This window comes from Frisingicoccus caecimuris (genome assembly GCF_004340975.1).
In the GTDB taxonomy this organism is placed as follows: domain Bacteria; phylum Bacillota; class Clostridia; order Lachnospirales; family Lachnospiraceae; genus Frisingicoccus; species Frisingicoccus caecimuris.
Map to the genome: position 1 here is coordinate 137,873 of NZ_SLXA01000005.1, position 16,743 is coordinate 154,615.

The following is a 16,743-nucleotide window of genomic DNA, read 5'->3' on the forward strand; positions in this document are numbered from 1 at the left end:
GCCTCCTTACTATTTTTCGTGTTTTGCCAGAATTTCCCTTAGTGTATCGATTTCGTTTTTTGTCAAAGTCTCTTCATCGAGACAGGCGGAGAGCATGCGGGACATGTCGCCGTCAAAATAACGTTTCAGAAAAGAGCGGCTTTTCTGGCGGACATAGGCCGACTCTTGAATCAGCGGCATGTAGACAAAGACCCGGCCTTGTTTTTCATAGGTCAGAGCGCCTTTATTGACCAGTCGTTTTAACAGTGTCTGAATGGTTTTCGGACTCCAGTTGGTTGTTTTAGTTAATATTTCCGTCACAACATTGGTATTTACAGGCGATTCTTTCCAGACCACTTTCATTACTTCATATTCTGCTTCGGATATCTGTGGCAGGCAATTCATTTTATTTCCTCCAAATCTTACATATGTAGTATAATATAGTATACTCTTTCAGACTTTTGATTGTCAATCCTATGTTCAATATCCGATATGAGGGTTGACATTCCACAGAGTGGAAGGTATATGTTTTTTATATCACATATTGCAGGGAGGTAAAAAGAATGCTGGAAATAAAAGATTTAACAAAAACCTATCATGGAGGAAAAATTGCAGTGTCCAATCTGAGCCTGGATGTTCAGTCGGGAGATATTTACGGATTTATTGGTCACAATGGCGCCGGTAAGACGACAACAATCAAGTGTGTCGTCGGTATTCAGGAATTTGATGCGGGAGATATTTTGATTGATGGTATATCGATTAAAGAGGATCCGATTCGCTGTAAATCAATGATGGCTTATATTCCGGATAACCCGGATGTCTATGAATATCTGACCGGAATTCAATACCTGAATTTTATGGCAGATATTTTTGGATTATCCGCCGCAGAACGGGAAGAGCGGATTCGTAAGGAAGCAGAGGACTTTGAAATAACAGAAGCCCTGGGAGATTTGATTTCTTCCTATTCTCATGGAATGAAGCAGAAGCTTGTGATCATAGGGGCCCTGATTCATCGGCCAAAATTGTTGATACTCGACGAACCTTTTGTGGGATTGGATCCGAAGGCGACGCTGATGCTGAAAAATAAAATGCATCAGATGTGCGATGCAGGAGCGGCAATTTTCTTTTCGACCCATGTACTGGATGTGGCGGAGAAGCTTTGCAATAAGGTAGCGATCATTAAAAAGGGACAATTGATCGTCAGCGGACATATTGATGAACTGACAAAGGGAGAGTCTCTGGAATCTGTATTCATGGAGGTGGTCAGTGATGTTTCAACAGATTAAATTATTGACGCGTATGGGGCTGTACAATCTATTTGGGATAAATGAGGTGCGTCACACAAGAGATTCAGGAAAAAAACAGAGGTTTGCTTTATTGAGTGTTGTCTGGATTCTCATTGGGCTGCTGTTTATATTTTATATGATCTTATTATCTCTTGCCTATATCAGCATGGGGCTGGCAGACGTACTTCCGATGTATTTTTATACGGCGGCCAGTATGGTCATCCTGTTTTTTTCATTTTTTAAAGCGGGAGACCTGGTCTTTTCATTGAGGAGTTTCGAACTCCAGGCTTCCTGGCCCGTATCCACGGCGGCGATTGTTGTCAGCCGATTTACGGTCATGTATGCGACGAACCTCATGTTCAGCCTGTTGGTGATGATTCCGGGATTTATCATCTATGGTATCAAACTTCATCCCGCGATTTCATTTTATATTTACGGAATGATCGGAACCCTGTTCCTGCCTATGCTGCCCTTGTGCATAGCCCTTCTCATAGGCGCGGTCATCCGGGCGATCGGTTCCCGAATGAAACATAAGAGCGTTGGAATTGCTTTGCTGACTCTGGTATTTTCGACCGTCATCGTGGCCGTCAGCATAATATTTTCCAATAAGGTGGGGAATATGGATATGTCCATGGTAAAAGGGATGGCGGTGCTGGTTTCACAAGCGCTGCGTAAAGTCTATCCTCCGGCCTGGGTTTTTGGGAGGGCTGTCGTGGAAGGCCGATTCCTGTGGATTATGGGTTTATGTGCGGGTATGCTGGTTCTGTTTCTGTGCATTGTAGGAATTTTACAGAAATATTTTGTCACCATATGCAGCTTGTTGAGTGCAACTTCTGCTAAAAATGATTATAAGATGGGAGCCCAGCATCAGCAGTCCAGAATCAAAGCTTTATGGCAAAGGGAACTGCGGCGGTATTTTGCTTCAAGTACCTATGTCAGCAATACGTTGATCGGTTATATTTTAGCAGTCATCGCATCGGCCGCCCTGCTTTTTTGGGGGCCGGATAAGGTGGAGGCCATGGTGGGAATTCCGGGAATGGTGTACCGGTTGTGGCCTTTGCTTCTTGGATTTATGATGGCGATGATGCCGACGACGGCCTGCAGTATCTCTATGGAAGGAAAAAAATTCTGGAGATTACAGTCTCTGCCGCTGCATGCGAAGGAGGTGTACGATGGAAAAATACTTGCCAATCTGTCTCTGGCGGCGCCATTTTATGTTGCGTCCGTCATTTTGAGCGTCACAGCCCTTAGATCGGGGCCGGAGGAACTTATTTTTATTCTTCTTGTACCGGCTTTTTATATGGTATTTTCTGTGATAGCCGGATTGAGAGTGAATATGGCGCTGCCATTGCTCAAATGGGACAGCGAGGTTCAGGTCGTTAAACAGAGCGGTGCCGCTTTTATTGTTTTGTTTGTGGCTTTTGCCGTCTGGTTGATTCCAACAGGAGTTTTGCTCGTTTTTCCAGAGCTTCCGGCGATGATTGTTTTTTTGTCGGTTATGGTTATTCTTGCGATCCTGACCGCCGTTTTATATGTGAATATTCAGCGGCGGAAACTGGATTTTTAGCAGAAGGATGCAGGAGACAAACAAAGGATTGAAGTTGGAAAAAAATGTGTATTTAACCGGAATGAATATGTAAAATAATGCGGATATATCTTGATTATCCAAGAAAAATCCCTTACAATAAAAGGCAGAATATTATCCATTATCAGCGGCTGCAGAGCAGATGTTTAAAATGAAAAAACTCTGCAATGTCAGCGAAAATATGGTTGATTGATTCCAGCCGTGACATATATTAAAAAGGGGGATTATAGGTGTTTTTTTGGATGAAGAAAAAAAGAATTGAAACATCAGCAGGAAAATACAGCCAAAAGAGCAGAAAAAAAATATGGCACAGAATCATTGGTTCAGCACTCTGCATTGCATTGATCGGTACAAATATGGGAGGCGCTTTAACTGTCGAGGCTGCCATAAATGACCAGACCAGCGTTGTAGCAGATACGGGTGAAGATGATGCAAACCTGTTATCGGATGTTGATGCTTTCGGAGAGACAGAACAGGAGACCGGGTCTGTAGTTGAAACGCCTGTTCAGAATGAAACAGAGAGCATTGAGACAGAAAGCGTTGAAAATGTATCGTCTGGAACAGAGGATTCTGGCAATTTAGAAGATGTCAGTGGTGAATCCGATAAAGAGACAGAAGAATTGGAATCAAAGGAGCCGTCCCAGACGGAAGCTTGTAAACATCATCCGGTGCATGACGAGGCCTGCGGTTACACGGAGGAGAACCCGGTATGTACGTTTGTATGTGCCGTCTGCCCGGTACAGAATCAGATTGATGATCTCCTTCTTCAGATGGAGCAGTGGCAGATGGATGAACTTGATGAAGCAAGTATGGAGCAAATATATGCTCAGGTCCGTACTGTCTTTGAGGCATATCAGGCTCTGAAGCCGGAGGAACAGGAACAGATTGCAGGGGCGGAATATCTTACAGCGATGATGGAGCAATTGGAAACACAGTTGCTGGCTGACGGCGATGCGACAATGGAGATTGAGACTGCTCTGATCAGGGATGCCGAGGGGAATGAGCAATCGTTGCTCAGTGACGGTACTTTTACGGTCGACTACTCAAGGCAGGTAACGCTGCACATTGTGGTGAAGAGCACGCTGAACCTGCAAAATAAGAAAGTGGAGATCACCGTGCCCGACGGCCTTACCGTGGTGGAGTACCCGATACCTGAGAGAGGCGGTATGGCTGAGAGCGTAACGCCTGAAAGCATTGATCAGCTGAACAGCAGCAATAATTACGGCGGCTATTGCCCGAAGTCCGGCACCATAACCTATTCCCTCAAAAGCACGGCACAAGAGAACAGCTTCAATATCATTCTGGAGCCGGATACGGTCCTCTGGAACAGGCGGAAGGAGCAGCCGCTGAGCCAGCCGCTGAATATCAGGGTTTACACCGGAGATGTTGGTGATACAGCCAATCAGACGCGATATCAGACGGTTTCTGCCAATGCCAAGATCACGGGCAGCTACGATGCTACCAGAGCCATCCAAACCGGTCCCAGATTGTCAAGCGTTGGCGTGAAGACGGGCGTGCCCACGGCGGCAGGCCAGCCCTTTGCCCTGCGGCAGGTATGGCTGAACCCAGATAAGGACTACATCGACATGCCCCAGTTCTTTAAGAAGCTGGAGATCACCATTGCCCTGCCGTACTACGAAAAAGATGGCAGCAATGTCTATGCGGAATTCGATCACATAACCTATGACCCCGCGGGAATGTCGACCAGGGCTAACCTGCTGAATCCGGAGAATCATAAAGATGAAAACGACAACTATTTGAATGGCTTTAACTTTACGGAAACTAGAAATGATACCGATCATACCGTCACGCTGAAATGGACAAACCTGTATTTGGAATACGGGCAGGACTACTTTACCCCTTATTTTAAATGGACGTCTGATTGCGACGTTACGACTAATAAGGCTGTCAAGTGGGGCAGCGGATCGATTTTAAGCACCGGCAATACAGCCCCTGGATGTTTCGAAGGTAAGGAACCCACTACCGGCGCTGCCGCCGCCGCGGTGGGCGGAAAAATCACCTGGCAGGATGACAGTATGTGGTATCCGTGGAATAATCCGTTTAATACGCTCAGCTTCACGGCGTATGAAGGCGAGAGTATGAGCGTGACCGGAAAAGCGAACGATAATCCAATATATAATAATTACACAAGCGATCCCAATATTATCTATTATTTGGGACAGTTCCACGTGGTCAACCACGGTGGTGATAAGAGCGCTGAAAAGACTGTGGAATTCACATACGCAATCAATGACAAAATCGGCGTCACCGCCCAGAAGATTCCGGCAAATGACGGCAATGTTGTGGAAGTCTGGTACACAACCAACCAAAATACAAACGAGCAAAAGTATGACGGCACGCTCATTAGTAGCGGTGGTTTCGTCACCTTTACCGCCCAGATGGCAGGCCTTGGCGAGAACGACTATTTCACCAAGATTCGTGCCAACGTAGGTGGATTTGAGAAGGACTATGTGGGTTATGTGGCGTCCCGAGCCCAGGACCCTACGTCTGGATACGCCACCACCTTCGGCAAGCTGCTGACCGCAGATGCGGGTACTTATAATGACTTTGCTTTCATGAATATGTACGACACTGATTCCAATGTGAGTACAGCCACAACAGCCAAGTATACCGTAAAGGTTACAAGCACCGGAGGTGAGATACCCCTGGCCATGGAACAGGCGTACAAGGAGAATTCCTTGGAGCGGCTGCCAATCCTGAGCGATCCAGAAACCGGGGAGAGCAAGACCGCTGCAACGGCGGGAGACACGATTACCTTCAACGGCCTGCTCAGTTCATCCGCTTATCCCTATTCCTCCAACAATATAACAACGGACCAGGAAATCTATATCCGCCTGCCGGAAAAGATAACGGTCAAAAACCTCAAGCTTTACCAAGAGGTCGGAAGAATGGCGGATAAGGTTTTCCTCTTTGATGTGGTTACGGAGACGGAACTGAATCCCACAAGAGAAGAAATATCCGATGGAGCATACAAGTTAGAGGAAGTAACATCTACCGCCACTGCCTACAAGCTGTACAAGATTACATTTACGAATCTGGGTAACCCCGTAAAGGTTGGCTGGTTTACGGACGGGCTGGGGCAGTACCAGATCGGGATTTCCTTTGATATGGAGATTGCCAGGGACGCCGACGCCATGACCCTGGATATGCGGGACTGTGTGCGATTTAAGAGCGCGTCGCTGGAATCCACAAGTAATACCGGCACACTGAGCCAATATCAGGTTGTGGATACCTATGATATGGACGGAGATAACAATATGACGGAGCGGTTCAGCACCTTCAATGTCAACGCAAAGGGCTCGAAACTGTCTGTGGTGGCGGCCCGGCTGGGCCTGACCTTCACCTTTGGTGCAAGAATGGTGGATTTGTCTCAAACACCGGACTATAATCCGGGGGACTATTCCAACTATGAGGTTGATGGGAAGAAGGTCTTTCTGACAGATGAAAATCATGGTGTTGACATGCTGTTTACTCTCAAGAATGAAACTGGCAGAGATTTTACCGAGGCGGAAGCAAAGGCTTTCTATTACTTTATCCCGGTACCCAAGGCGGGTGACTTCTGGGACAGCCATATGCAGGACGAGGCTTTTGACTTTGACATGAAACTGACCGGAGAGCCGACGCTCTCAGGTGAATCCAGGGATAGAATTTCGGTAAAATACAGCACCACGATTGATTCAAAAGCGGCTTCAGGCAATCAGCTCCACTATAGCAATCCGGATAACTATGTGGAGGCAAGTGAAATCACTGACTGGAGCCAGGTGAAAATGATCCGGATTGCGGCTAAGGACAATGTTACCAGCATTCGGCAAGATGCCGAATTGCAGGTCTGCTTGCACTATGTACCGGCATTCAAAAGTAACGCGGAGCTGGTGGGCAGCACTGTCAACTTTGGACCTTGCGGTGTGTCGCCATACTCAGTGGGAAATACGACCAATCAGGGGCATAACCCGCTCCCACGGATTCAGGTGGAGTTCCAGACCGGCGTTATCGAGGGCAAGGTCTTTTTGGATAAGAACTTTAACGGCACATATGATGAAACTGTGGATGAATTATATAAGGGTGAGGTCGGGATATATGCGCCTCATTGGAACAACGTGGAGGATACGGAGATAACGCCCGGCGGCGATACGGACAGCCACCGGACTACCACGATGGACGGAAACTATAAGTTTACCGGACGGATGGCGGACTTGTATCACGTCATCGTCACCAACCCCGGCAACCCGGATCGGGCTTCCGATAAGCCCTTGAAATTTTCTCTCCCGCAAATCGGAAGTAAGTTCACGGCGAGCAGCGATTCCAAAACGGTCACCGCAAGCGTCACGCTCAAAAAGGGCGATGGCAGTGCAGTGCTGGACATCGGCCTTCAGCAGCCTCACTCCGTCAGGTTTGTGGCAGCCAATGCCGCCCTCGGCAGCGGTTCGGTCACAGCCTTCGCGGCAGACGCGGAATATTCGGTGAATGTCTGGCACAATGATCAGCTGAATGACGATGTGCCGAGCGTCACCGCCGACAGCGGCTATAAATTCACCGATAACTGGTCGGACGGAACAAGCACGTATACTACCGAGCAGCTGAAGAATACGACCATAACGAAGGATAAGACCTTCACCGCAGAGGTAAAGCAGCTCTATTCCGTAAGGTATGACGGCAACGGCAATACGGAGGGCGCCGTGCCGGAAACTTCAATGCATATCGAAGGAGAAAAAGTCACGCCGGTTTATACTGGTACGGAGGCTCTGAAAAAAGATGCTGCAATCTTTGCCGGCTGGAGTCTGGAGCAGATCACGACTGTTCTTCAGGCGGACGCGGCTCAGGAGACGATTGCTAAGATCATTACCAACGACGAGCACGAAATGCCCGACCATGATGTTACCCTCTACGCGGTATGGGCGGTAGATGCTAATTACAATGGTAAGCCGGATTACAATGATGATGCTGTCCATGTCCGTTACCACGGCAATAACAATGACCGCAGGGATGTAATCTGCTCCCATCACCATGTGACAGGCAGCAAAGCTGCGCTTTCAACAAGCGGTGAGGTTTACGGTAAGATGCTAAATCATGATGCTCCTGCATCTGATGCCGACAACGAAATAAAACCCCATACATTTACCTACGGTACGAACATATTTGTAGGCTGGAGTACAACACCGATACTGGACAAGATTATCGTTACACCAGAGGATTACCAGAATTTGAAGAGCAGCATACATACGGAGGTCAAAATGCTGGACAAGGCGGGGGCAGACGTTTCCAATATTGATGCTTCTGACACCAGTAAATACGCCGATGCAGACGGCAACACCAACGTGTATGCTGTCTGGGCGCAGGATCGCAACGGGAACAAAACAGCCGACTATCTGGAGAGTTATGGACTTACCTATGCCGGGAACGCCAGAGACAGCGGTACGATTAATAATCTGCCTTCGGATAACACAATCTATATTCCTCAAGACGAGGTGAACCTTAGCACGCAGGTACCGACCCACAGCGATGTCGACGGCAAGAAAGTGGTCTTTATCTGCTGGACCTCGGCCGCGGTGGAAGATGTCTTTGAACGTTCGGACAACGTACCGGTAAACAAGATTACAAAGGTCACTTTTGTTGATGCGGACGTGACGGTCTATGCGGCATGGGGCTATGACGAAAATGGTAATGGTATTGCCGATGTGCTGGAGACGTATACATTGACCTATGATCTCAACGGCGGCGAGGGGACTATCCCGGCTCAGGTAACCGGCATTGAAAAACGCAGCACTGTCAAGCTGACAGAGGAGAAGAGCTTTACCCGCAGCGACAAGGCGCTGTTTGCAGGTTGGAGCACCACACAGCATTCTGCCGCATTTACTGCCGGGGAAAAGGATGATATCGAAAATATCCTCATTAAGAAGGAAAGCAACAGTATCGTTTTCGGAACGGAGGATATCACCCTTTATGCCGTCTGGGCGGAGGACCGCAACGGCAACGGAACAGCGGATTATGACGAGGTACGTCGTATTACATACGATGGGAACGCCTGTGAAGGCACTGTCGAGAGTAGCACAGTACCGGTGGATAAAAATGCCTACATCCCAACAGATAAGCTCACCCTGAGTGAACAGAAGCCTTTACATGCCAGTGTGGATGGTAAAAACGTGGTATTTATCGGATGGACACCAAAGGCAGTGAACAAGATACTCGGCCGGGAGGACGAAGAACCCGCGACGGTCACGGAAGTCACCTTTACCGATGGGGATATAACCGTTTATGCAGTATGGGGCTATGATGAAAATGGTAATGATATGGCCGATGTGCTGGAGACCTATTCCCTCAGCTATGACCTGAACGGTGGAAATGGGACTGTTCCGGCGGAGGGAACCGATATTAAAAAAGGCGAGATCGTCACGTTGACGAAGGACAAGGATTTTACCCGCGGTGACAAGGAGTTGTTTGTGGGCTGGAGCCGGACGAAATGTGAAAATGCCTTTACGGCTGGTCAGGAAAACGATATACAGAAAATCCTGATCACCGGAACGCAGATTACCATAGAGACAGAGAATATCATTCTTTACGCTGTGTGGGCAGAGGACCGAAATGGAAACGGGACCGCAGATTATATGGAAACGGTCAAAGTCCTGTATGACGGAAACGGAAAGAAGGGCGGCACGGTCAGCGGAATACCGATCGACAACGGTGTTCATATACCTGAGGATAAAGTCACATTGAGCGAAGATGTGCCAACTTACAGCGAAGCAGACGACAAGCAGGTGGTATTCCTTGGATGGACAGCACAGGCAACAGATCAAATCTACAGCCGGTCAGACACTGCTCCTGAGACGATCAGAGAGGTCACCCTTGGCAAAAAAGACGTGACAGTCTATGCAGCATGGGGTTATGATGAAAATGGTAATAGTATGGCTGATGTGTTGGAGACCTATTCCCTGAGCTATGACCTGAACGGCGGAAAAGGTACTGTGCCGAAAGGTGAAAGCAACATAGAAAAGAACCAGAGTATCACGCTGACTCAGGAGACAGACTTTACCCGTAAGGACAAAGAAGTCTTTGTGGGCTGGAGCCGGACGAAATGTGAAAATGCCTTTACGGCTGGTCAGGAAAACGATATGCAGAAAATCCTGATCACCGGAACGCAGATTACCTTGGAGACGGAGAATATCATTCTATACGCTGTGTGGGCAGAGGACCGAAACGGAAACGGAACCGCAGATTATATGGAAACGGTCAAAGTTCTGTATGACGGAAACGGAAAGAAGGGCGGCACGGTCAGTGGCATACCGGCCGACGATGGCGTCCATATATCCGGGGATAAGGTCACGTTGAGCATCCAAAAGCCAATCCACAGTGATGTAGATGGCAAAAAGGTAGTGTTCCTTGGATGGACAGCACAGGCAACGGATCAAATCTACAGCCGGGACGATAAGACACCTGAATACATTAGCGAGGTTATGCTTGGCGACAGAGATATAACAGTCTATGCAGTCTGGGGATATAATGAGGATGGCGATGAAAAGGAATATACGGTGACTTATGATTTGAACGACGGCATTCCTGCTGAAAACGAGCTTTACGGACCAGAAACGGTGAAGAATGGAGCTGTGCATACGGTAAAGGCAGCACCTTCGCGGGGCGATCATATCTTCGCCGGATGGAAGGATGAAAATGGTGAAATGCATCAGCCGGGAGAAAAAGTGACTGTGGATGGCGACCTGAATCTGATTGCTCAGTGGCGCAGCCTGAACGGCGATAATCCGGATGCTGAAAAACCGAACAAGCCAATCGGTCCGGGAGGGTCAACGAATTCAAACCCACCAACGAATCACACGGATGCTATGCCGAGGACCGGCGATGAGACAGATCTGGTTCCGTGGATAATACTCATGGGATGTTCTTGCTTTACTGTAATCTCTATACTGGTAGTTTTCATACTGCAAGGTAAAAGAAAGAAACATAAAAATAGGTAAGAATTTCGGAAATAAGGTTTGGTAATTTCATTTTTGGCGCATTTTTGATTTCGAGGATGCAGATTTAACGATAGCAGCCATAAAAAGGCGCTATCGTTAAATTTTTATAGGAAGTGTCTTTTTATTCCATCTTAAGCTGGATTTTGATTTTTAAAAGAAAAAGGAAGAGGATTTAGAGATGATCATCGCATGACAAAATAGATTCCGAAAATGTGATATACTTAATAAATAAAATATAGGAAAGGCGTAATTATATGAAATCACTAGAAGATTTAAAGGAATTATTGGAACGTATTGACCATCGGGGATATCCGGCATATAAAGATATTCGGGGACGCTATCAGTTTGGTGGTTATGTACTTTCAATCAATCATGTCCAGGGAGATCCTTTTGCGTCACCGTCAAAGGTGAGTGTGGAAGTTCAGGGGAAAGTTTCTGGTTTTCCAAAAAGTTTATATATAAATTCATGTCGGCGTATTGCCTTGCAGGATGAACTTCTTCGGCAGTTTGGACATCAGGCCGAGAAGGCGGCCTTTAAAGCAAAGGGTTCGGGAAAAAGCGGGCTGATTTCAGTGAGTCGATGCAGTCAGGAAATTCTGGAACGAAGTGCATGCGAAATAAATCCTTCCAGTGGAGATATTTTACTTCGTATGGAGGTAGGTCTTCCTGCAAACGGACGTACGATTAATGGACGTGAGGCTGTGAAAATATTTTTTGAACTGATTCCCGTCTGCGTGCAGAAATCCTTATACTATCGGCCCCTGGATAAACGACGTTTGGAAAAAATCGCAGAGCTGGCGGATGACCAGGATTATATTCGACATATACTGACAGAAAGGAACTTGTGTGCTTTTGTAGCTGATGGCGCTGTTCTTCCAAGAGAATCGGGAATTTCTCAGAAGCCAATGCGGGGGGCGGTGACCTTTAAAGCGCCCGAGTCGCTGGCTGTAACGATGAATCTGCCCTATGGCGGGAACATTCGGGGAATGGGAATTCCTAAAGGGGTGACTTTGATTGTTGGCGGAGGTTATCATGGAAAATCTACCCTCCTAGAAGCTTTGGAACGCGGCGTATATAACCATATTATGGATGATGGCAGGGAATACGTTATAACGAATGATACGGCTGTGAAAATTCGGGCCGAGGATGGCCGGAGCATTCGGGGCATTGATATTTCAATGTTTATCAATGGTCTTCCGAATGGTAAGAATACGGAGCATTTTGAAACGGATGATGCCAGTGGCAGTACCTCTCAGGCGGCTAATGTGATTGAAGCAATGGAAGCGGGCAGCAGAGTGTTTCTTATCGATGAAGATACCAGTGCGACCAACTTTATGATCCGGGACGAATTAATGCAGTCGGTGGTCGGCAGGGAATCGGAGCCAATTACTCCCTATATTGACCGATTGCGGGAATTGTATGAAAATTACGGTATATCTTCGATTATTGTCGCTGGAAGTTCCGGTTCTTATTTTCACAAGGCGGACCATATTATCCAGATGCGTCAATATATACCAGAGGAGATTACCAACTTTGCCAAAGTTAAAGCGGCAGAATATCCATTAAAAATGGATAAAGCACCGTCCTGCAGAGAACCATCCTTTGACAGAAGACCGAAAGGCGTCAGAGAACGTCCGGGTGAGCGGACAAAAATAAAGGTTCTGGGAAAAGATAGTATCCAATTGAATCGGGACAATATCGATCTGCGATATGTGGAACAGCTTGTGGACAGTGAGCAGTTAACGGCTTTGGGATATTTACTGAATTATGCACAAAAACATTTGATGGATGGTCAGCGTTCGATGGTGCAGATCGTGGATGAACTGACAGATATTCTCAATAAAAATGGTTTGGATAAAATATGTGAAAGCAGCTATCTTCCGTCAGGACTAGCTATGCCGAGAAAACAGGAAATCTTCGCATGTTTTAATAGATACAGGAAATTAAATGTCTGATGGGGTTATTATATTGACAAAGACAATGACTAAGGGATATAATCATAACCAATGAATTTAAATTACAGGAGGATAATTAAAATGGATAAAAAAGTAGCAGCACTGATTAATGATCAGATCAACAAAGAACTTTATTCCGCATATCTTTATCTGGATTTCGCAAACTATTATGGTTCTGTCGGCCTGGATGGCTTTGCAAACTGGTATAAGATTCAGGCTCAGGAAGAGCGCGATCATGCGATGCTTTTCTTCCAGTATTTAGAGAATAACGGTGAAAAGATCACTTTGGAGGCAATTGCCAAACCAGATAAGGTGCTTGACAGTCATATGGCTCCGCTGGAAGCTGGTCTTGAACATGAAAAGTATGTAACTTCTCTTATTAACAATATTTACGAGGCTGCTCATGAAGTAAAAGATTTCCGTACAATGCAGCTTCTTGACTGGTTTGTAAAAGAACAGGGCGAAGAAGAGAAAAATGCCAGCGATATGATTACTAAGATGGAACTTTTTGGTTCCGATGCCAAAGGATTATATATGCTGAATTCTGAACTGGGCGCCCGCGTATACTCTGCACCATCTTTAACATTGTAATTGCTACATAATCAAGGGATATTGAAGCTTCAATATCCCTGTTTTTTTAGATGATTTTTGTGGACCATTCCTGGCAGTTCCAGACCTGGGTGACCACATCCTGATAGAATTCCGGTTCATGACAGATGAGCAGGATGCTGCCCTTGTACTCCTGAAGGGCTCGTTTTAATTCGTCTTTGGCATCCACATCCAGATGATTGGTAGGTTCGTCCAGAAGAAGGATGTTTGTCTCTTTGTTAATGATCTTACAGAGACGGACTTTGGCCTGCTCGCCGCCGCTTAAAACGCGGACCTGACTTTCAATATGTTTTGTCGTCAGACCACATTTGGCGAGGGCAGAGCGAATTTCATACTGAGTATAGGAAGGAAAGTCTTTCCAGAGTTCTTCGATGCAGGTTGTCCGATTGTCCTTTTCTCCTTCCTGTTCAAAGTAACCGATATATTGATAATCGCCAAGCTGGACTTTTCCCGAATAAGCCGGGATCAGCCCAAGAATACTCTTTAAGAGGGTTGTTTTACCGATGCCATTTGCTCCGGTGAGGGCAATTTTGTCGCCCCGTTCCATTCGGATGTTTAACGGACAGGTCAAAGGCTCGTCATAACCGATGACAAGATCGTCCGTTTCAAAGATCATTTTGCCGGAGGCCCGGGCCGTCTTAAAGTTAAATTCCGGTTTCGGTTTCTCTTTAGCAAGTTCAATGATGTCCATATTATCCAGTTTTTTCTGACGGGACATGGCCATGTTGCGTGTGGAGACCCGGGCTTTGTTGCGGGCGACAAAGTCTTTCAGAGCGCTGATTTCCTGTTGTTGGCGGTTATAAGCGGCTTCGAGCTGAGCTTTTTTCATTGCGTAAACTTCCCGGAACTTGTCATAATCTCCCGGATAGCGGTCAAGGCTCTGGTTTTCCATATGATAAATCAGGTTGATGACACTGTTTAAAAATGGAATATCGTGAGAAATTAAAATAAAAGCATTATCATAATCCTTCAGATAGCGTTTCAGCCACTCAATGTGCTGCTCATCCAGATAGTTGGTCGGCTCGTCGAGAAGAAGAATGTCCGGTTTTTCGAGAAGCAGTTTTCCGAGAAGGACTTTGGTTCTCTGACCGCCGGATAGTTCTGTAACATCCCGGTCAAGACCGATTTCTGTCAGGCCGAGGGCACGGCCGATTTCTTCAACTTTTGTGTCAATCTGATAAAAGTCATGTTGTTCCAGCAGGTCCTGAATGGTTCCGGTTTCTTCCAGAAGCTTTTCCATTACCTCTGGTGAAGCTTCTGCCATGCTTTCGAACATCTGATTCATACTTTCTTCCATTTCATATAAAAATTGAAAAGCAGACTGAAGCGCATTCCGGATCGTCATCCCTTTTTCGAGTACAGCATGCTGGTCCAGATAGCCGACACGGACATTTTTCGCCCATTCGACAGTTCCTTCATCGGGCATGAGTTTTCCTGTGATAATATTCATAAACGTGGATTTTCCTTCGCCGTTGGCGCCGATGAGACCGATGTGTTCCCCTTTGAGCAGACGGAAGGATACATTATTAAATATAGCCCGGTCACCGAAACCGTGGCTCAGATTTTTTACATTTAGAATCATAGAAGCACCTTTTCCTTTGCAAAATTACGGACTTTATTATATCGAATAAGTTCAGGCTTTGCAAGGGAAGAAATGAATGGTATCATAGGGATAATAACAATATTTAGGAGGAAGACTATGAATCGTTTGTTTATTGAATATCCAAAATGCTCGACATGCAGAAAGGCAAAGAAATATTTAGAGGAACATCAGGTGGCCTTTGAGGACAGACATATTATTGAAAACAATCCGACAGCGGAAGAATTGAAAGAGTGGATTAGCCGCAGCGGCCTTCCGTTGAAGAAGTTTTTTAATACAAGCGGGAAAAAGTATAAAGAAATGGAATTAAAAAATAAATTGCCTGAGATGAATGAGGAAGAGCAAATTGCACTGCTGGCCAGTGACGGTATGCTCGTAAAACGTCCCATCATTGTGGAAGACGATCGGGTATTGGTCGGATTTAAAGAAGCGGAATGGACATTTGAAAATTAATTAATCCAGGGGGGATTTTATGGAGATTCCAAAAAAAGGACTTATAGATTTGCATGTACATTTGGACGGTTCATTGAGCTTTGATATGGCCAGGGAACTTGCAAAAATGCAGGGGATGGAGATAAAGTCTGAAGAAGCTTTAAAACGTCTGATGGTGGTACCGTCAGATTGTCAGGATTTAAATGACTATCTGACAAAGTTTGATTATTCTTTGGAACTTTTACAGACGGAAAAGGCCATTACGTATAGCGTCTGTGAATTATTAAAAATCCAAAAGGCTCAGGGGCTGACCTATTCGGAAATTCGTTTCGCGCCTCAGCTCCATATTCGAAAAGGGCTCAGGCAGGAACAGGTGGTGGCGGCGGCAGTCCGGGGATTGCAGGGCTTTTCTTCCAGTCTTATCCTGTGCTGTATGAGGGGAGCAGATAATCAGGCTTTGAATTTGGAAACAGTAGAAGTTGCCAGAGAATATCTGGGAAAGGGTGTTGTGGCTTTGGACCTGGCCGGCGCTGAGACGCTCTTTCCTACAAAAAAATTTGAAAGTATATTTCGGGAGGCGGGAAGAAAAGGAATTCCCTTTACAATTCATGCCGGAGAGGCTGACGGACCGGAGAGTATATGGGCGGCTTTAGAGTTCGGTGCTTCACGAATAGGTCATGGTATACGGTGCTTAGAGGATAGGACGCTGGTTCGGCGCCTTGAAAAAGATAAAATTCCGTTAGAATTGTGTCCAACAAGCAATATAAACACTAAAGTATTTAAAAATATTACAGACTATCCGATTTTAAAAATTCTTGACGAAGGTATAAAAGTCACAATTAATACAGACAACATGACGGTATCGAATACGACGGTCCGGCGTGAATTACAATTGTTGGCAGATACCTTTCATTTGAGCGAGATAGAAATTGGTCATCTTATAAAAAATGCGGAAGAAAGTATGTTTGAAAATAAAAAATAAAAATTTTGAATGGATTGTTCATTTTCAATCGTATTATAGGTAGAAAAGGAGGAAATGAATATGAAAAAAATGCTAACAGGTGTTATGACAGCGGCTTTGGTTTTTATGGTTGGAGTGACAACTACTTTTGCATCAGGATGGGGATGTGGGCGACACTTTACGGATGTGAATGGTGACGGTCTTTGTGACTGTTCGGGCAATGTCTGCCAATATGTGGATGCAGATAAAGATGGCGTTTGTGATAATTATGCCGGGAGAGTAGGAACAATGGGTGGCACAGGCCGGGGGCAGGGGCATCATCAAGGATGCCATCGAAGGTAGTCGGTGAGG

10 protein-coding genes are annotated in these 16,743 nt (G+C 46.1%); 8 read left to right on the plus strand and 2 right to left on the minus strand.

Annotated features, from left to right (window positions below; all coding sequences use genetic code 11):
* Nucleotides 1-9: 9 nt before the first annotated feature.
* Nucleotides 10-384 carry a BlaI/MecI/CopY family transcriptional regulator gene (locus EV212_RS07170; protein WP_132090993.1) on the minus strand — a complete coding sequence of 125 codons (375 nt, stop codon included), beginning with the start codon at nt 382-384 and terminating at the stop codon, nt 10-12.
* Between the two features lie 158 nt (nt 385-542).
* Here EV212_RS07170 and EV212_RS07175 point away from each other — a divergent pair, with 158 nt between their 5' ends.
* The 5 genes from EV212_RS07175 (at nt 543) to EV212_RS07195 (ending at nt 13,381) form a co-directional block, all read left to right on the plus strand.
* Entirely contained in the window at nt 543-1,265 is a 723-nt protein-coding gene (locus EV212_RS07175) for an ABC transporter ATP-binding protein (RefSeq protein WP_132090996.1), read from the plus strand.
* The gene (locus tag EV212_RS07180; RefSeq protein WP_132090999.1) at nt 1,249-2,832 is read left to right on the plus strand and encodes a hypothetical protein; all 1,584 of its coding nucleotides are present in this window, start codon (nt 1,249-1,251) and stop codon (nt 2,830-2,832) included. Before EV212_RS07175 ends, EV212_RS07180 begins: the two co-directional genes overlap by 17 nt.
* A gap of 260 nt (nt 2,833-3,092) precedes the next feature.
* Nucleotides 3,093-10,835, plus strand: a complete 7,743-nt coding sequence (locus EV212_RS07185) for an InlB B-repeat-containing protein (protein ID WP_132091002.1) — start codon at nt 3,093-3,095, stop codon at nt 10,833-10,835.
* Nucleotides 10,836-11,089: 254 nt separating this feature from the next.
* Nucleotides 11,090-12,790 (plus strand): ABC-ATPase domain-containing protein, encoded by a 1,701-nt coding sequence (locus EV212_RS07190; protein ID WP_132091005.1) that lies wholly within the window; start codon nt 11,090-11,092, stop codon nt 12,788-12,790.
* Between the two features lie 81 nt (nt 12,791-12,871).
* The gene (locus EV212_RS07195) at nt 12,872-13,381 is read left to right on the plus strand and encodes a ferritin (protein WP_132091008.1); all 510 of its coding nucleotides are present in this window, start codon (nt 12,872-12,874) and stop codon (nt 13,379-13,381) included.
* A 46-nt stretch (nt 13,382-13,427) separates the two neighbouring features.
* Here EV212_RS07195 and EV212_RS07200 read toward each other — a convergent pair whose 3' ends face one another.
* Nucleotides 13,428-14,981, minus strand: coding sequence for an ABC-F family ATP-binding cassette domain-containing protein (locus tag EV212_RS07200; RefSeq protein ID WP_132091011.1), 1,554 nt, complete (start codon nt 14,979-14,981; stop codon nt 13,428-13,430).
* A gap of 72 nt (nt 14,982-15,053) precedes the next feature.
* On the opposite strand from EV212_RS07200, the gene EV212_RS07205 reads away from it, so the two are divergent.
* Genes EV212_RS07205 through EV212_RS07215 form a run of 3 tightly spaced genes read left to right on the plus strand, consistent with a single transcriptional unit; the run spans nt 15,054 to nt 16,734 of the window.
* Complete coding sequence (locus EV212_RS07205) at nt 15,054-15,452, plus strand: arsenate reductase family protein (protein ID WP_132091014.1); 399 nt, start codon at nt 15,054-15,056, stop codon at nt 15,450-15,452.
* A 19-nt stretch (nt 15,453-15,471) separates the two neighbouring features.
* Complete coding sequence (gene add, locus EV212_RS07210) at nt 15,472-16,413, plus strand: adenosine deaminase (protein WP_132091017.1); 942 nt, start codon at nt 15,472-15,474, stop codon at nt 16,411-16,413.
* Between the two features lie 60 nt (nt 16,414-16,473).
* Nucleotides 16,474-16,734, plus strand: coding sequence for a hypothetical protein (locus EV212_RS07215; protein WP_132091021.1), 261 nt, complete (start codon nt 16,474-16,476; stop codon nt 16,732-16,734).
* Nucleotides 16,735-16,743 lie beyond the last annotated feature (9 nt).